9 protein-coding genes are annotated in these 16,919 nt (G+C 68.1%); all 9 read right to left on the minus strand.

Annotated features, from left to right (window positions below; all coding sequences use genetic code 11):
• Window positions 1-306: 306 nt before the first annotated feature.
• Window positions 307-5,559 (minus strand): DNA repair ATPase, encoded by a 5,253-nt coding sequence (locus KF833_12780; GenBank protein MBX3746172.1) that lies wholly within the window; start codon window positions 5,557-5,559, stop codon window positions 307-309.
• A gap of 92 nt (window positions 5,560-5,651) precedes the next feature.
• Window positions 5,652-7,781, minus strand: a complete 2,130-nt coding sequence (locus KF833_12785; GenBank protein ID MBX3746173.1) for a flotillin family protein — start codon at window positions 7,779-7,781, stop codon at window positions 5,652-5,654.
• 85 nt (window positions 7,782-7,866) lie between these two features.
• The gene (locus KF833_12790; protein MBX3746174.1) at window positions 7,867-8,487 is read right to left on the minus strand and encodes a DUF1449 family protein; all 621 of its coding nucleotides are present in this window, start codon (window positions 8,485-8,487) and stop codon (window positions 7,867-7,869) included.
• Window positions 8,484-10,202, minus strand: coding sequence for an ATP-binding protein (locus tag KF833_12795; GenBank protein ID MBX3746175.1), 1,719 nt, complete (start codon window positions 10,200-10,202; stop codon window positions 8,484-8,486). Before KF833_12795 ends, KF833_12790 begins: the two co-directional genes overlap by 4 nt.
• A gap of 49 nt (window positions 10,203-10,251) precedes the next feature.
• A complete protein-coding gene (locus KF833_12800; GenBank protein ID MBX3746176.1) occupies window positions 10,252-11,022 on the minus strand; it encodes a PspA/IM30 family protein in 771 nt (256 codons plus the stop codon).
• Window positions 11,023-11,578: 556 nt separating this feature from the next.
• Window positions 11,579-13,327, minus strand: a complete 1,749-nt coding sequence (locus tag KF833_12805) for a hypothetical protein (GenBank protein MBX3746177.1) — start codon at window positions 13,325-13,327, stop codon at window positions 11,579-11,581.
• A complete protein-coding gene (locus tag KF833_12810) occupies window positions 13,324-14,109 on the minus strand; it encodes an ABC transporter ATP-binding protein (protein ID MBX3746178.1) in 786 nt (261 codons plus the stop codon). The genes KF833_12805 and KF833_12810 overlap by 4 nt, the downstream gene beginning before the upstream one ends.
• Window positions 14,106-14,657 carry a GNAT family N-acetyltransferase gene (locus KF833_12815; protein MBX3746179.1) on the minus strand — a complete coding sequence of 184 codons (552 nt, stop codon included), beginning with the start codon at window positions 14,655-14,657 and terminating at the stop codon, window positions 14,106-14,108. Before KF833_12815 ends, KF833_12810 begins: the two co-directional genes overlap by 4 nt.
• Window positions 14,658-14,675: 18 nt before the next feature.
• Window positions 14,676-16,328 (minus strand): 30S ribosomal protein S12 methylthiotransferase RimO, encoded by a 1,653-nt coding sequence (gene rimO, locus KF833_12820; protein ID MBX3746180.1) that lies wholly within the window; start codon window positions 16,326-16,328, stop codon window positions 14,676-14,678.
• Window positions 16,329-16,919: the final 591 nt, after the last annotated feature.

Consider the following 16,919-nt stretch of genomic DNA (forward strand, 5'->3'; position numbering starts at 1 on the left):
GAGCCTGACTTTCTATTTAATTCGAGTCAACAATATTATTCCTGACTTTATTTTGCCTGGTTGCATCAATAACAGTGAGCCTGACCTTCTATTTTATTTACTCTGGGACTCGGATCTCGGGGCGTTCGGACAGATCCCGCATTTGCCGATCCGGCACATGACCGCCTGGGTGTTCCTTGGGGCGAAGGGGGTTTGGGGTTTGTGCAGCGGATCTGGAGCCGGTGTCCCCCCGTGTCCCCCCCCAGTTCGTTCTCCCAGCTTCAGCTGGCCACTGCCGCGCCCAAACTCCCTGCTCCATTCCCCCAATCACTCCCCGCGCGGCACCTGGATGGTGTGCTCGCCGGGTTCGCCAGGCTCGTCCCCGGAAGCACCGGAAGGAGGTCCGGACGTCGGCTGGCTTTCGATCAACTCCCAAATCCGTCGCAGGGTCTCCTGGCTGATCCGCACTTCGCGGATGCCATCGGACACCCGGGCCCCGGGCGCCGCCTCGGCACCAGGGATCGGAACCTCCGCGGGTGCCGTCGCGCCTGCCGGAGCGGGCACCAACGGCAGCGACCCCGGTGCCACAATGAAGGTCATGTTGGGCGCCACGGACACGAAAGGAGGAGGGGGTGGGGGCGGTGGGGGAGGCGGGTCCGCCGGGCGAAGCGCCTCAGGCAGCCGGGCCAGTCCGTCCCGCACCGCGTCCCGCATCCCCTCGATCCCGTCCTGAAACCCCGCCAACTGCCGCACCACCCGGCTCACCGGGTCGCCGTCCGCATCGGACCCGAACCGCAATTGCCGCCGGAAGGTCTCACCAATGGCGCGCCACCGCTCCGCCTCCGCGGCGGTCAGCGCTCCGGTCAGTTCCCGCAGCTTGAGCAGATTCGCCTCCGCGTCCCGGGTGAGGGTCTGCGACTCGTTGCGGTAATGCTCCTGCAGGAGGGCTTCGACCTCGGCCTCGGTCATCACCGCGGCCACCCGTTCGGCCAGGCGGTTCATGTTCCGGTACGACCCCTGCAACCGGAACGCGGGCTCGGTGCGGTACATGTCCTGCATCGCCGCCGAACGGATGTACTCCTCGTTCACCCGCAAGACCACGTCCCGAATCCGGAAGAGGCGGCGCGCCACGGCAATCGCGTCGTTCAACTCGTCCGGCGAATGGTCCGCCTCGAAGTCCACCCCGTCACGGGTCGCGCCCGAGGCCAGCGCCAGCACTGCCAGCACGTCCCGGCGGCTCCGGGCGGCGATCCGTCCGAGCGCCGGGTTCGATGTGGCCGCGTTCTCGAGGTAACTGTCGTGGAACGCCGCCGCGTGCGCCCCCACGATGTCGCCCAGATTGTAGGTGTCGGCCCGGTTGGCCAGCATGTCCGGAATCTCGAACCGGTCCCCGCTCTCGGTATAGGGATTGCCGGCCATCACCACCACGACCTTCCGCCCGCGCAGATCGTAGGTGCGGGCCCGCCCCCGGAAGACGCCCTCGATCTTGCGCTGGGCATCGCAGAGCGAGATGAACTTCTGCAGGAACTCGGGACTGAGATGCTGGATGTCGTCGAGATAGAGCATCACGTTGTCGCCCATCTCCAGCGCAAGGTTCAGCTTCTCGAGTTCCTCGCGGGCGGCCGAGCCCGAGGCCTCGGCAGGGTCGAGCGTGACCACCCGGTGCCCGATGGCCGGCCCGTTGATCTTCATGAAGACCAGCCCGAGCCGGTTGGCCAGATACTCGATGAGCGTCGTCTTCCCGTACCCGGGCGGCGACACCACCAGCAGCAGCCCGCTCCGGTCGGTGCGCTTGGCGTCGCCGGCCACGCCGATCTGCTTGGCCAGGTTGTCCCCGATGAGCGGCAGGTACACCGAGTCGATCAGCCGGTTCCGCACGAACGAACCCATCACCCGCGGCCGGAACGATTCCAGCCGGAGCGCCTCCCGTTCCCGCTCGATCCAGGCCCTCTTCCGCGCCTGCAACCGACGGAACCGCGGCACCGCCTCCCCGGTGTGCTCCGTCAGGCGCCGCGTGAAATCCAGATAATCAAAGGTCGCCCGCCCTTCCGGCACGGTCGCATGCATCCCCGCCATCGGACCCAGCTCGCGCCGCAGGGTCACCTGCACCACCCCCGTCGCCACCGGGGTGTCCCGCAGCAGCAGCGCCGCCACCTCATCCACATGACCGCCCGATCCCGGCGCGCTTTCCCGCGCATGAGCCGCCACCCAGTCCCGGAACGCCCGGTACCGCGCCCCCAAATCCTCCGCCAGTTCCTGTCGTGCCCGGTCGAGACCGGAGCGGTACCCATGCAACTGCAGGTGCTGGCCGAACGACCGGAACAGCGCATCCGCCTCCCCGCTGACCACGAAAGGGCCCTCTTCCTGCAACTGCCGGAACAGGTACCCCGCCGCCTCCCGCGCCAGGGTCACCGGAAACAATCCGGTGTCCTCGCAGAACCGCGCCATCCCCCCCGCCAGCTCCCCGGCGTATCCCTCCTCCGCGTCGCGATCCGCCGCGAAGGCCCGGCGCAGTCCCGCCATCGAACGCGCCCGCGCCGCCCAGCGCCGCCCTGCCTCACTGTCCCGTTCCCCCTCCCACCACACCGCCGCCAGCGCCCGTGACGCCGGACTGTACCGCAGCAGGCCCGCCTGCGAATGCACCTCCACCAGGGCTTCGAGATACCGGGCCGCGTCCGGATCGTGCACGCCCTTCACATATCCCTCGTCGTGCCGCGGCGCCATGAACTGCTGGACCGCCTCGATCCGCTGCGCCTCGTTCCATCCCAGCGCCTCGTCAAGGCGCCCGCCTGATTCCAGTTCCCGAAACAGTCCCCAGGCCAGGTACTCCGCCCGGTACACTTGCGGCGTCTCCGACACCAGTTCCTGGTCCCAGACGTCGCGCAGCGCCTGGATTTCCGGATCGTCCACGGCCGCGAAATATCCCGTCCCCGTGAGGTGCGCGAACATCCCCTCCCCCCGCCGCACCAGCGTGAGATCCAGCTCCTGCGTGTTCACCAGGAACCGGTGCCGCCCGAGTTGCATCGCCTCCGCCCCTCCCGCGAACAGCTCCTGCCGGTCCCGAAGCTGCCGCACCGCCTCTTCCCGCAATGCCTTCAACCGCCCGTCGATCTCCTCCGCCTTCGCGGTGTCCCGCAACCCCAGCAACTGCTCCACCAGTTCCCGCACCCGGTGCGTCATCGGGTCCGAGGCAAAGTACCCGTGGATCTCGGACACCGTCGCGAACTGCCGGACCCGGTGCTCGACGGCCCGGAGAATGCGCCCGGCCGCCTCCTGCAACGCGGCGGCCCGCCGGTTCCGGCCCTCGACCAGCTCGATCTTCCGGGTCTCAAAGGCGTTGCTCAACGCCGTCCGCTGCTCGGTCAGTTCGAGCACGAACTCGTCCGAATCCGCGAACCGCGCCTCCAGCTCCTCCACCTGCACCAGCAGCCGGTTCAGGTGCTCGTCGCATCGCTCCGGCGTGTCGCTCAGGTCCAGCGACTGCGCCATCGCCTGCTGCAGCAGCCGCTTCTGCGCCGAGAATTCCGCCGCCTCCTCCGCCCCCCGCAACGCGCGCATCCGCTGCCGCAAGGCCGCCCGCACGCGGTTCAATCCGGCATACAGCCCCGAGATCCGATCGACGATCGCCGTCGCCTGGGTCGCATCGTCGATCTTCAACTGTCCCATCACCTCGAGCAGCGTCTCCAACCCTCCGGCGATCCCCTGCACCTCGGCCTCGGTCTCCTTCGCCTCGCGCACCCGCCCGAGCTGCTCCACCGCCCCCGACAACGCCTCGATGCGTTCGGCATAGGGTCGCAACGCCTCCTCCCCGAGCAGGAACCCCACGGTCTCCCGCGCCAGTTCCTCCGCCCGCGTGGTGACCCGTTCCTCGAGGGCCGCCAACTGCCCGGTGTCGGCGTAGCGCAGTTCCCGGGCGGCAATCAAATCCCCGCGCAGCCCGCGCAGCCCGGCAAGCCCCTCGACAAAGTATTCGATCCGCGCCGCCGCCGTGGTGGCCAACCGCTCGAACAACGCGCCGGACTCCCGTTCCAGCCGCGCAACTTCCGCCGCAGTCGCGCGCCGGATCCGGACGACCTTCTCGAACTCGGCCAGCGCCGCCGAGGCCGTCTCCCGGATCTCCCCGACCACCGACCGCAGATCGAAGGTGTCCTCCCGCCCCAGCCAGAAGTAGGCGTCCGCCATGTCGCCCGACCGCTTCACCAGGTCGAGATACAGATCGGCGTAGGTGTCCCGGCGCCCGATCAGCGTCAACAGCTCCTGCCCCTCCGCCAGCGCCCTCACCAGTTCCGGGTTCCCGATCCGCTGGAGGAACGAGTCGCCCCGCACCGGCGGCTGCCAGTCCGACGCCGCGTAGGGCGTCTGCCAGATCTGCACGACGTGATGCTTCTGCGGCGCGGGGTCGGCGCGCAGAATGGCCATCTCCCCGTTCTCGAAGGTCGAGAACCCCTGGCAGACGGTCGGCGACTCGATGCGCTGGGCGATCGCGTTGTACGACATCAGCAGGTACCGCCCGCTCTCCCGCTGATGGAACACGTACAGGTGATCCTCCCCGTTGGGCGCCGCAATCCGCCGGTCGAAATGCATGTCGCTCAACCCGGTCTCGAACCCCTTGGACTCGCCGCTCTGCAGGTAGTACCCGCCCGGGAACACGATCCCCTGATCGTCCGGCAACAGCACGCAGGCATCCCCCAAGGCATCGATACGCCGCACCTCCTGCATCCTCCGGTTGAACACGAAATGACGCCACGCCCGCTCCTGGTACGGACGCACCTTGAGCAGCAGCAGGCTCCCCACCCGCGCATAGTGGAACTCCGCGTCGTCCAGGGTCTGGTCCGCGTTCTCCACGGGCTCCGAGTAGATCCCCTCGCCCGAGGCCGTGTTGTCCTCGACCTTGATGGTGAGATCGCCGCCCACGCACTCGACGAACAGCGTGTCCTCGATCGCGATGTGCGGATGCAGCCCCGCCCGGTGCAGTTCCCGATGCGTCCGGCGCCACTCGAATTCGTGCTGCGGCGGGTACCGGTACTCGTGGTCGGACCGGTTCCCCAGATACTCGAGCCGGCCGTCCGCGCACACCCACTTGAAGGTCTTGATGTCCGACAGGCTCTTCCCGACCCGGAACACCATGAACAGGTGCGGCCCGACCCGGGAGAACCGCTTGAACACCGATTCCTTGTAGTACTTGTAGAGGTCCCGGAACTGCCCCTCGAACTCCCCGACCCGGAGCGTGTCCAGCGGCAACTCGTGGAACTGCCGGTCCCGCAGCTCGTACAATCCGAACACATCCTCGAGCTGGATCTCCGTCCGCAGCCCGAATTGCACGTTGTACCCGAACAGGAACCGCCGGTTCCCGATGGGAAACATGTCCCGCGGCACACAGTTGTTCCGCGTGGTCAGCCGTTCGGTCGCCAGCAGCGTGGTCGGGATCGACCCGAACACCTCCTGCCGCGCGGCGTTCAATCCCTCCAGCCGACGGCGCAGCTCCGCCCCCTGCCCCTCCAGCCGCTGACGCAGGATCTCATACGTCCCCCGCTCGAGAACGTCCTGCCCGTCACTCCCAGCCGTTTGCTCGGTCGCCATCGCGCCTCAGCCCTCACACGTCCGGACCGCGACGACACCCCCGGGTGCGATCCCGGTCCGGCCGATCGCGGTCTTCTCCTCTCGCACCGCGCTCATGCCGGCTTGCCGGAGGTTGCACCGCCGGACGCCACCGGCCCGGAAGTGGCGGCGGCCGTCAGCGCCTCCCGCCAGTCGGTCGCCGGAAGTTCGGCGGTCCCCGCCCGTTCGACCCGCGCCAGCAGCCGGGTCAGCAAGCCGCGCACGGACGCATCCTCGGCCCCGGCGATCAGCCGTCCGAGCAGCGCCGCCACGCTCAGGTTCTTCAGGTCCTCGGTCCGGATCCCGAACCGGTCGATGAATCCCTGCACCTGCGTCCGGAAATACTCCGGGTCGCCGTTGAAGAAGGTCTCCTTCACGTCGGCCAGGGTGCGGCTGTGATCGACCCAGCGGTCGATGGCCTTGCCCCCGGTGATGGCGCTGGTCAACCGGTCGAAGAACTGCGTCTCGCCCCCGACAATGTCCACGCGGGCATGCTTCAACGCCTCCCCCAGCACCGCGGCCTGGCTGTCGGCGATGGCCTTCCGGGCCTCGATGCCCGCCAGTTCCAGATCCCGCTGCTGGTTCAACCGCAGCTTGAACTCCTCGTGCTCGCGACCGACGCCGTCGAACTCCTTCATCGCCTCGGCCTTCCGCGTGATGCCTTCGGCCTCGGCCCCGAACTTCAACTGCATGACTTCGGCCTCGGCCGATCCCTGCTTGCGCGTCGCCTCCGCCCGCGCCTCGATGACCTGCACCTCGGCCAGTCCGACGGCCGCCGTCTCCGCACTGAGGGCCGCCGCCAGTTCCTTCCGGGCCGCCGCCTGTTTCAAGGCCGCCGCCTCCTCCGCCTCCGCCGCGATCAGCAACTCCTGGGCCCGGCGTTCCGCCGCCTCCCGCGCCGCGTCGGCCCCGCGCACCGTGACGAAGCGTTCCTGTTCCGCCCGCAGCTCGGCCGCCTTCCGCGCCGCCTCGGCCGCCTTGATGTCGCGCACCAGCGCCTCCTCGGCCAGTTGCTCGGCCGCCGTGATCGCCACCTTCTTGTCCCGGTCGGCCGTGGCGAACGCCTCGGCATCCTTGATCCGCTGCTGCTCGAGCACCACGGTCTTCTCGACCTCCAACCGCTCCCGGATGGTGTTCTGGATCGCCTTCTTCTGCGCCTCGACGACCTTCTCCTTCTCGATCTGCGCCAGGGTCACCACCCGTTCCCGCTCCGTCTGCTCGATCAGCCGGTCCTTCTCGACCCGTTCCCGCTCGACCGCGTCCGTCCGCTCCCGGTTCCGTTGCGCGACGATGACCTGCCGGTTCTTGTTCTCCTCGGCGACCTGCACCTCCTCGTCGGTGGCGATGCGGGCCTGTTCCGACCGCAGCCGCTGTTCCTCCTGCACCTTGCGCGCCTCGGCCTCCTCGCGGGCCTTGATCGAGGCGATCTCGCGCTTCTGCTTTTCCTCCGCCTCGGCCAGTTGCCGGTTCAATTCGAGAATCGCCTCCTGCGCCTCGACGTTCTGCTTGGTGATGGTCTTCTCCCGGTCCCGGTCGATGTGGTTCGACAGCACCTTCTGCGCCGCCGTCAGTTCGGTGATCTTCTTGATGCCCTCGGAATCGAGGATGTTGTCCGGGTTCAACAGCGCGATCGGCGTCTGTTCGAGGAAGTCGATCGCCACGTCCTCGAGCACAAACCCGTTCAGGTCGGTGCCGATGACGCTGATGATCCCCTCCTTCAGCTTCTCCCGAGAATTGTACAGGTCCACGAAGTTGAACTGCCGCCCCACGGTCTTCAGGGCCTCGGAGAACTTCGCGTCGAACAGCTCGACCATCGACTGCTCGCTCGAGGCCCGTACGCATCCGATCGACTGCGCCACCTTCAGCACATCCGAGGGCGTCTGGTTCACCCGCACGAAGAACGCCACCTTGATGTCCGCCCGCATGTTGTCCATGCAGATGAGGCCGTTCTTCCCCTGCCGGTCGATCTCCACCCGCTTCACCGAGATGTCCATGGTCTCCGCCCGGTGCAGGACCGGGAAGACCACGATCCCGGAGAACGACACCTTGGTCCCCCCGAAGCCGTTTCGCACCAGGGCCTTTCCCTGCTCGACCTTGCGGTAGCACCGCAGCACCAGCGCGGCGATGCCGGCCAGCACGATCAGCACCACCACGCCGCCCAGGGCCATCAGGCCTTCCATGAATCCCGCCGCCAACGTGTTCATTGCGTTCGTCTCTCCAATTCCGCCGGTTCCCGTCCCCGGGCCACTCGCCCGGCAACGATTCCCGGCCTTGTCCTCGCTCCCCCGTTCACAGCGTCTCCGAACTCACCCGCCGCACGTAGTACACCCCGCGCCCGGCGTCCTTGCTCACAATCAAGGCCGTGTCCCCGCGCGCCAGCCGCTCCCCCTCCAGCGGTCGCACGTTCAACACCACCGGCGACCCCTTCCGGGTCACCTGCGCCTGCCCCAGCGCCTCGGTCACCGTGCTGGTCGTGATCTCACAGGTCTGCCCGATCAGCGGCACATGCTCGTCGCCCTCCGCGCTGAGCTTCCGGAAGAACGCCGCCACCGGCCGCGACGCCACCCAGGTCAGCCCCAGGCTCAATGCCAGGTTCGGCACCAGCAGAACCAGCGCCCGTGCCAGGGAGTTTCCAGCCCAGTAATGCGTCCCGATCATCGAGAACATCCACAGGAACAGCGCCAGCAGACTGACCACCACCATCACCGGCACCCGCCCCAGGTTGAGAAACTGGGTGATCCCCGACAGCCATCCCCCGCCCACATCGCCATTCACCTCCATCGAGCCCTCCCCTCCCTCCATGTCCAGCACCCCGACCGCCACCATCAGCCAGTACCCCACCACCCCGGCCAGCAGCACGGTGAACGGCAGGTTCGGCAGCGCGATCGCTTCTCGCAGGACTTCCATCATGGGTCACCTCGACTTCCCGCCATCGCCCCGCCGCCCCCCCCGCGACCGCCTTCATGAAACCCACGAAACGCCTCGGGCACCAACGACAAATCCGTGGCTTCCCCCACCGCCAGCCGCACCTGCCGCTCCAGCACTTCCCTCGGCACCGGCGCCTGGTGGTCCGCCACCGCCTCCCGCAGCGCTTCGCCCGCCCCCAGCTTCCGGGTCCGCCCCAGCCGGTATGCCTTTACGGCCAGCGCTTCCGCCGTCCCCGGCGTCAACCATTCCGGCACCACCGCCTCGATCTCCCGCCCGGTCGCCTCGTCCACCTCCAGCCCGCGCCGTGCCGCCAGCCCCCGCAGCAGCTCCCATCCCTCCGCGCGCGTGGCACAGGGGAACAGCGGCAGACGGACATCAATGCGACCTGGACGCTTCAAATCCACCTCGATGAGATCGGGCCGGCTGGACGCCAGCACCCAGACCACCCGACCCCGGTTCGCGGGGTTGCTCATTTCTTTCGCCATCATCGCGTACACGCGCCCGGACACCCCCGAGTCCTGCCCGCTCCCATCCCGCCGCCCCAGCGCCTGGTCCGCCTCGTCGATGAACACGTAACACCGCCCCAGCGCCGGCAGCAGACGAAAAATCCGCTCCAGGTTGCTCTCCGTGCTTCCCACCCAGCGGTCCCGGAAATTCCGGATCTTCACCACCGGCACCCCCGCCTCCCCGGCCAGACATTCCACCAGGAAGGTCTTCCCGGTTCCCACCGGACCGCACAGCAGATACCCCATCGGCAACGCTTCGAGATCTCCGTCCCGCCACAACGCCAGATCCTGCCGCAGCCAGGCCTTCACCCCGTCCAGCCCCAGCACCGCCCCCAGATCCCGCGTCGGCGCCACGAACTCGATCAGGTCGCGGCACTCGCGTTCCACATTCGCCTTCCGCACCGCCGCCACCGCCGCCTCGTCAATCGCCTCCCCCCGATGCTCGTGCCGCCGCAACAGCCGCTCGACCGCCCGAAAACTCATCCCCCGCAATCCCTCCGCCAGGGCCACCTCCCGCCCCGCAAACACCCGCATCGCCTGCGCATGCCCCGCCGACGCCCGACGCAGCACCGACGTCATCTCGTCCACCCCGGGCAGCGGCACGTGCAACACCGCCACCCGCGGATTCCCCCACACCATCGGGTGCAGATCGTGGAGGTTCTCGCAGACCAGGCACGTCGCCAGCGGCAGCGCCTCGGTCAGTTCCTCCCCCGCCCACTCGCGCAACAGCAGTGCGACCGCCCCGGTCTCCGGGTGCGACCCCGCCTCCGCCGGGGCCAGCAGGTGAGCCGCCCACACCACCAACCCCACCTGGCGCCGCGCCTGACCCAGACGCGCCAGATTCGCCGCGTACCGGAAGTAATGGGTCAACCGCTCGACCGCGCCCCGCGCCGACTTCGGCCATTCGGGCGCATCCCGCAATGCCGGCCATTCCTGAAGCAACGCCCCGCCCCGCTCGACGCGCACCCCGTTCCCGACGTCGTAGCTCAGCACCACCTCGAACCCCGGCATCACGGACTCGATCAGGAACGACCTCAATGGCGCCAGCGGCCGCTCCGGACGAACCCCCGCCGGCAGCAGATCCTCCACGTTGCCGTGCAGCACGAACTGGCTGGCGGCGTGGCTCTCGTAAAGCGCCGCCATCTCCGCCGCCCAGGCCGGCCACCCTTTCGCTGTGGTTTGCGCCGACATCGCGGTCACCCGGCTGCGCCCCCGGTCCTGACCTCATTCACCGCCGTCCTCAGGCACGGCCTTCCGATTGCGGCCCCATGCGCTTTGGCGGCGGCGCATCCGGACCCGGTCCCGGTCCCGGGGCCTGGGCGGCCGGCGCTTCCAGGGCGATCCCCTCCCGCGCCGCAAAGTCCGCCAGGGCGATCTCCGCCATGGCCTTCTGCTCCCGCTCCCTCGCCTCGAGATCGCCCAGGTCCAGGGAATCCCGCGCCACCCGCGATCGGCCTGCCGCCTTCTGGCGCTCCTCCTCCACCATCTCATGCAGCCGGTTCAGCGTGTCGCCGGAACCCCCGATGCTGGTGATCATCCCAGAAGCCATTTCGCCCAACTCGGCCGTCGCCCGCTGAATCTTCAACTCATTGAGACTGCTCTTGAGCGCCTCGATCTTGGCCTTCGCCGCCTGGATCGACGCGTCCCGCGCCGTCACCAACTGCCGGTAGGTCGTCTCCGCCTCCGCCAGTTGCGCGCGGTTCTCCGTCAATTCGCGCCCGACCGTCTGGAGCCGCAGGGCGTACTGCCCCGCCGATTCACGGTTCCCCGCCCGCAGGTTGGCCGTCGCCTTGGCCCTCAACTCCTCGTCCTCCCGCTCCAGCTTCTTCACCTGCGCCATCAGCCGTTCGCACATCCCCGCATGCGCCGCCAGTCCCTGGTTGTAGTTGGCAATCTGCTTCCGGAGATTCTCCTTCTCGACCTCCAGCAGCGCCTCCGGCGCGCTCTTCTCCACCCCCCCGATAAACAGGGCCACAAAACCCCGGATTACGTTCGTCAATCGCCGAAACATGGTGCGCTCCCGTGCTGATGCGTGATGGGTTGATGGGTCCTCGGTGACCGGCCTTATGCCATGCCCCGTCCCCCCGGTCCAAGCCAAAGCCGCCGCCGAAGCCGTTGCGCCTCCCTCTCTCCCGTGCATCCCGGCGTTGTGGGTCGAGGTTAATCAGCCCGACACGCTATTGTTGACTCGCAGTTGCGGTTCCAGTGCCTCGCAGAATTGGTCTGGCAGTTTCTAATTGACCATTCTGTCAATAAGACTGACATATTATTGTTGACACCGCTATCCGTCTGCCCCCCACCTCTCACCTCTCACCTCACCGCCTTGTCGAAAGTCATGAGCGGCCGGATGGATCTTTGTGCGGGTGCCAAGCCGGAGCGTTTGGCCAAAGAAATTTGGACTGTCTCTTTATTTGCTTCGGGAGCGGCGGGATGGGTGGATAGAAAGTCGATTTCGATTCGGAGAGAACCACCGCCCGGACAGCCCTCGCAGTTGGGTTCCGGCACATCACCCTCACAGGTCCCGCGTCAAGCCGCGCCCCACCCCACCCGCCACCCGCAAAGGCAGCTCATTCCACCTGCTCGGTCACCGCCTTCAGAATCGCCCGCTCACGCCGAGCGAGCCATTGCCCCATCGGTTCCAACGCGAAGCGGTATCCCGTCACCGACGCCGCCGCCAGTGCCGTCGCCCCCCCCAGCGACACCACCCACCCAGGCCAACCCCACCCACGTTCAAGGACCATCCCCGCCGCTGCCGGCAGCATCAGCGGAGCGATCACCACCGGAAACATCGACGTGACCAGCAGGATCAGAAACGTCGTCAATGCGGTCATCTTGGTGGGCTTGGTCGAACCCGGCTGGAAGCGATACGGCACCAGGATCGAGGCCACGTTCCCCGCCAGACTCAAGAGGGCCCACGCCGCGACAAACAACCCCATCGCCTCCAGCCAACCGGTCCACGCCATGCCTCCCAGTCCGGTCAGCAGCCCAAGCAACACCCCCAGAACCGTCAGCGCGACGGGAGCCACGGCCAGGTTCTTCCCCAGCAGCACCCCGCTCCGCCGGGCAGGCAGCAAGACCAGCGCCCGGAATCCGTCCCGATCGAATCCGAACTGATTGAACATCACCTGCATCATCCCGAAAAACGTCAATGCCACCGCCCCGGCCGGCATCAACGCCCGCACCGGCTCCGGCAATGCCCCTTTCGCGTTCATCGCCAAACCGCCCCCGACCACCACAAACACCACCACGTTGATCGCCAGCGCCATCTTCACCTCCGGCGCCCGAAGCATCGATCGCAGACACGCCCACGCCATCGCCGCCGTCTCCCCCGACATTCCTGGAACCCCGCGTTCCACCCAGACCGGCCCCGCAGGTCGCCCGGACGTCGCCCCCGGTTGGCCCGCCTTTCCCTGGCCCCGCCCACGACGCCCCCGTTCCTCCCCCCGGTAGAACCGGAGCGTCGCCCCATACGCCCTCCACAACCCCAGCGCCCCAAGTCCCGTCATCCCCGCCGCCGCCCACCACGGCATGCCCATCCGCCCTTCCGCCAGCGAACGCGCCCCCGCCGGAAGCCACAAGAACGGCACTGCCCGATGCACCCGTTCCACCATCACCGCCGCCGCCGCCCGCTGTTCCCGCAGCGCCTCCACCCGCTGCTCCCCGCTCAATCCGGCCATCCGCTCGCGGTGACCCCGCATCCACCATTGGGAGCCGAGATTCGGCACCTGGAACACCAGCACCGCGCCCACGGTCACCATCATGATCGCCGCACGACGCTTTCGCGGATTGACCATCAACGCCGCCAGCCAGCCCCGCAGGCAGTACGTCCAGGCGGTGACCATGAAGAAGAACCCAAACACCAGCGCCAGCAGCGGCAGCATCCCCCATCCGCGCCCCAACACCAGTCCCGCCGCCAGCCCCAACGCCCCGGGAACCGCCCACGCCAGACTGAACTGCAGATGCGACGCGACATAGTTCAGCAGAAACACATCCCGCAGCGTGGCCGGCAAGTGCATCAACCGGGTCATGTCGATCGTCTCCGACCGTTGCAGTTCGGTGACCAGCCCGATGAGCCAGAGCAATAGAAATCCCGCCACCACCCCGTCCCACACCCATTGCATCGTCACCGGCTCCGCCCGCGACAGCGGCCCGTACCCCACCACCAACCCGCCCACCGCCGCCGCCGCCCCCATGCACATGCCCAACCCCATCCCGATCGCCGTCAGCACCGCCTGGATCGTCCCACCCCGGCTCCACTGGTTGCGGGTCAGCCGCCACCGCAGCCACAGCAGCGCCCGGAGCTGCTCCAGATTCACCGTTCGTCCTCCAGCCAGCTCAGCCGCGCCGGGCTACCCGCCTCCTCCCCCACCGCCGCGATGAACCGGTCCTCCAGGCTCCCGTCGCGCCGGATCTCCTCCATGGACGCCTCGCAGGCCAGCCGCCCGGCCGCGATGATCCCCACCCGGCTGCACAACTTCTCGACAATCTCCAGCACGTGCGAGGTCAGAAACACCGTCGCGCCCCCCTTCACAAACCGTCGCAGCGTGTCCCGCAGCATCCGCGACGACACCGCATCCACCCCTTCAAATGGCTCGTCCAGGAACAACAGGTCGGGATCCGGCAGCAAGGCCGCCGCCAACGCCAGCTTCTTCCGCATCCCGTGCGAGTACTCCAGCGTCAGCTTCCGCTCCTCCCCCTCCAGCCCCATCACCGCCAGCAATTCCCCGCACCGCTCCCGCACCGTCGCCAGCGGCACCCCGTACATCCGCCCGATGAACGTCAGGTACTCCCGCCCGGTGAGATTGTCGAACAACCCAAGGTTCTCCGGCACCACCCCGATCCGCCGCTTCACCTCCCGCGCCTGCTCCCCATCCGACAGATCGGCCCCCAACACCCGCATCGATCCCGACGTCGGCGCCAGCAGCCCCGTCAGCATCTTGATGGTCGTCGATTTCCCCGCCCCGTTCGGCCCGAGAAACCCGTAAAACGTCCCGGCCTCCACCCGCAACGACAACCCGTCCACCGCCCGCCGCTCCCCGAACTGCCGCGTCAGGCCCCGGGTCTCGATGGCCGCCTCGCCTCTCACCGCGTCGATCATGATTCGTTCCCTACGTGGTCGTCCCCCCTGCCGCCCGGCTCCGATGGCGGCCTCAATCGCCCCATCACCAGCACGTCGATCAACCGCCCATCGCAAAACGCCGCCTGCCGAAGCCTCCCTTCCACCTCGAACCCGAACCGTCGGTAAAGCCGCAAGGCCCCATCGTTCCCGACGAACACATTCAACTCGACGCGGGTCAGTTGCAGCCAACGATCCGCCATATCCAGCGCAGCCTCCATCAACGCCGTCCCCACCCCCCGACCCTGCCAGTCATCCCGCACCGCCATCCCCAGCGTCGCCGCATGACGGACCCGCGGCCGATCCGGGTGCGTATGCAGGCCGAGCATCCCCACCGGTTCCCCGTCCATGCAGGCCACCAGCGGGATGAAGCCGCGTTCCGGCTGACTCAGCCGCTCCCGCCACGTCTCCACCGGAGCATACGGGATCTGCAACGTCCCCCAGATCGCCTTCGGCCCCGCGAAAATGCGCGACACCGCCTCCGCGTCCGCCACCGTCGCGTGCCGGATGGTTGGTTGGGCAGCATCCATCTCGAGGGCCCCCCTCCTCTACTCCGCCGCCGGCTCCGCAATCAGGTCGTAGTCCGTGTGCCCGATTACCCGCACCGTGACAAACTCCCCCACCGGCGCCGGCCGCGTCAGGTACACCCGGCCGTCGATGTCCGGCGCGTCCGCCTCACCCCGCCCCACCCAGTAGCTCCGGCGCTTCCCCGGCAACCCCTCCGTCCCCGCCTCCCGCATCAACCCGTGCTCCCACGATTGCACCCGCGCCGCCGCCAGTGCCTCTGCCGTTGCCTTCCCCTCCACCAGCACCCGCATCTCCCGTCCCACAAACGACGCCGCAATCTCACGCGCCACCGCATGCTGCTCCGCCATCGCCCGCTCCCGGCGCCGCTGCCGGGTCCGTATTGGAACCTGGCCCGCCATACGGCCCGCCACCGTCCCGTCCTCCTTCGAATACGCAAACACCCCCATCCGCTCGAACCGCGCCTCCCGCAGGAACCCCAGCAGCGCCTCGAAATGCGCCGCCGTCTCCCCCGGAAATCCCACGATGAACGTCGTCCGCAACGCCACCCCCGGAATCCCCGCCCGCAATCGCCCGATCAAATCCCGGATGTACCCGCCGTCCGTCTCCCGCCGCATCCGCGCCAGCATGTCGTCATGGATGTGCTGCAACGGCATGTCCACATACCGTGCCACCTTCCGGCACCCCGCCATCGTCGCAATCAACCCGTCCGTCCAGTGGGCCGGATGGGTGTACAACAACCGGATCCAGAAATCCCCGGACAACCCGTCCAGCGCTTCCAGCAGGCTCCCCAACGTCGTCGCGTCCCCCCCCATTGCCCGCGTCGCCTCCGCAAATCGGTCCGGCGACGAAATCGTCCTCCGATGGCCCGGCCGCAAGTCCATCCCGTAATACGTCGAGTCCTGCGAAATCAGGTTCAGCTCCCGCACCCCCTCGCCCACCAACCGCCGCGCCTCCTCCACAATGTCCGCCTGCGCCCGGCTCCGATGGCTCCCGCGCATCCTCGGAATAATGCAGAAACTGCACGGGTGATTGCAGCCCTCCGCGATCTTCACATACGCGAAATGCCGCGGCGTCAGCCGGAACCGCGGCGAATCCCAGCGCGGGAGGTACTTCGGACGCCGGTTCGCTTCCACCGCCAGCCCCTCCCCTGCCCCAGCCCCAGGTCTTGCCTCCGTCCCCCGCCCAGCCCCAACGCCGCCCGCCGCCCCACCCTTGCCCGGGTCCGCCTCCAAAGCCGCCAACCGCGCCTTCACCGCCCCCTTCCGCCCCACACCGCCGTCCGCCTTCCCTTTCCTCACTCCCGCCCCCGCCTGTTCCAGCCCCGCACGCCGCGCCACCGCCTCCCCGACGATCCGCCCCACCTCCTCCACCTGGTCGATCCCCATGAAGGCATCCACCTCCGGCAGCAACGACGGCAGTTCGTCCCGGAACCGCTGCGTCAGGCAACCCGACACAATCACCGCCTGCCCCGGCCGGTGTCCCGCCCGGAACTCCGCCGATTCGAGGATCGTATCCACGCTCTCCTCCTGCGCCGCATCGATGAAGGAACACGTGTTGACGATCAACGCATCCGCCTCGCCCGGATCATTCACCACCTCCATCCCATCCCGCAGCAGCGAACCGACCATGATCTCCGCATCCACCAGATTCTTGGCGCAGCCCAGCGAGACCATCCCCACCCGGACCGGGCGGGAACCCTTCAAGCCCGGCTCAGCCCCGGGCGGAGCACTCGATCGTCGCATCACAGACCTCCAGCCTATCCGGCCCCCCAACCCAACCCAAGCCCGGAACCACAGCAATGGGGTCAAATCTGTATTGTCTGACAATCTGATGTCCTGAGCCTCGCGCCCCGGAGTACCGAGCTGGCTGCTGTGTCATCTCCTCGGGATCGCTTCAACCCTTTGAACGCACCCATTTCGACCGCAGGTGGTCCCTTTTGATGTGACCGGTGACAGAAGAAGCCGGCGCCTGGAAGGCCCGCTACGCCTTGACGCTCCTGCAGTCGGAGGGCGAACCGACCCTCGCCTGGACGGGCAGGAACCCCCGGCCGTTTCCCCTGGTCCGTTGCCACCCAGGACCGGTTCGGCGCCGACAAGGGCTTCTCATCATCCTCACCGAACGCGGCGAATGCCTCGTCGCCGAAGCCTCCCCCAACCGCTTCCGCACCCTGGCCAGCGCCCAGATTCTCGGGGCCGGCACCCGCGCCTTCCCGGCCCGTTGGGTGTCCCGGCTTCAGCCGGCCGCGACAATCCCCCATCCCGTCC

The organism is Verrucomicrobiia bacterium, from assembly GCA_019634625.1.
GTDB lineage: Bacteria > Verrucomicrobiota > Verrucomicrobiia > Limisphaerales > CAIMTB01 > CAIMTB01.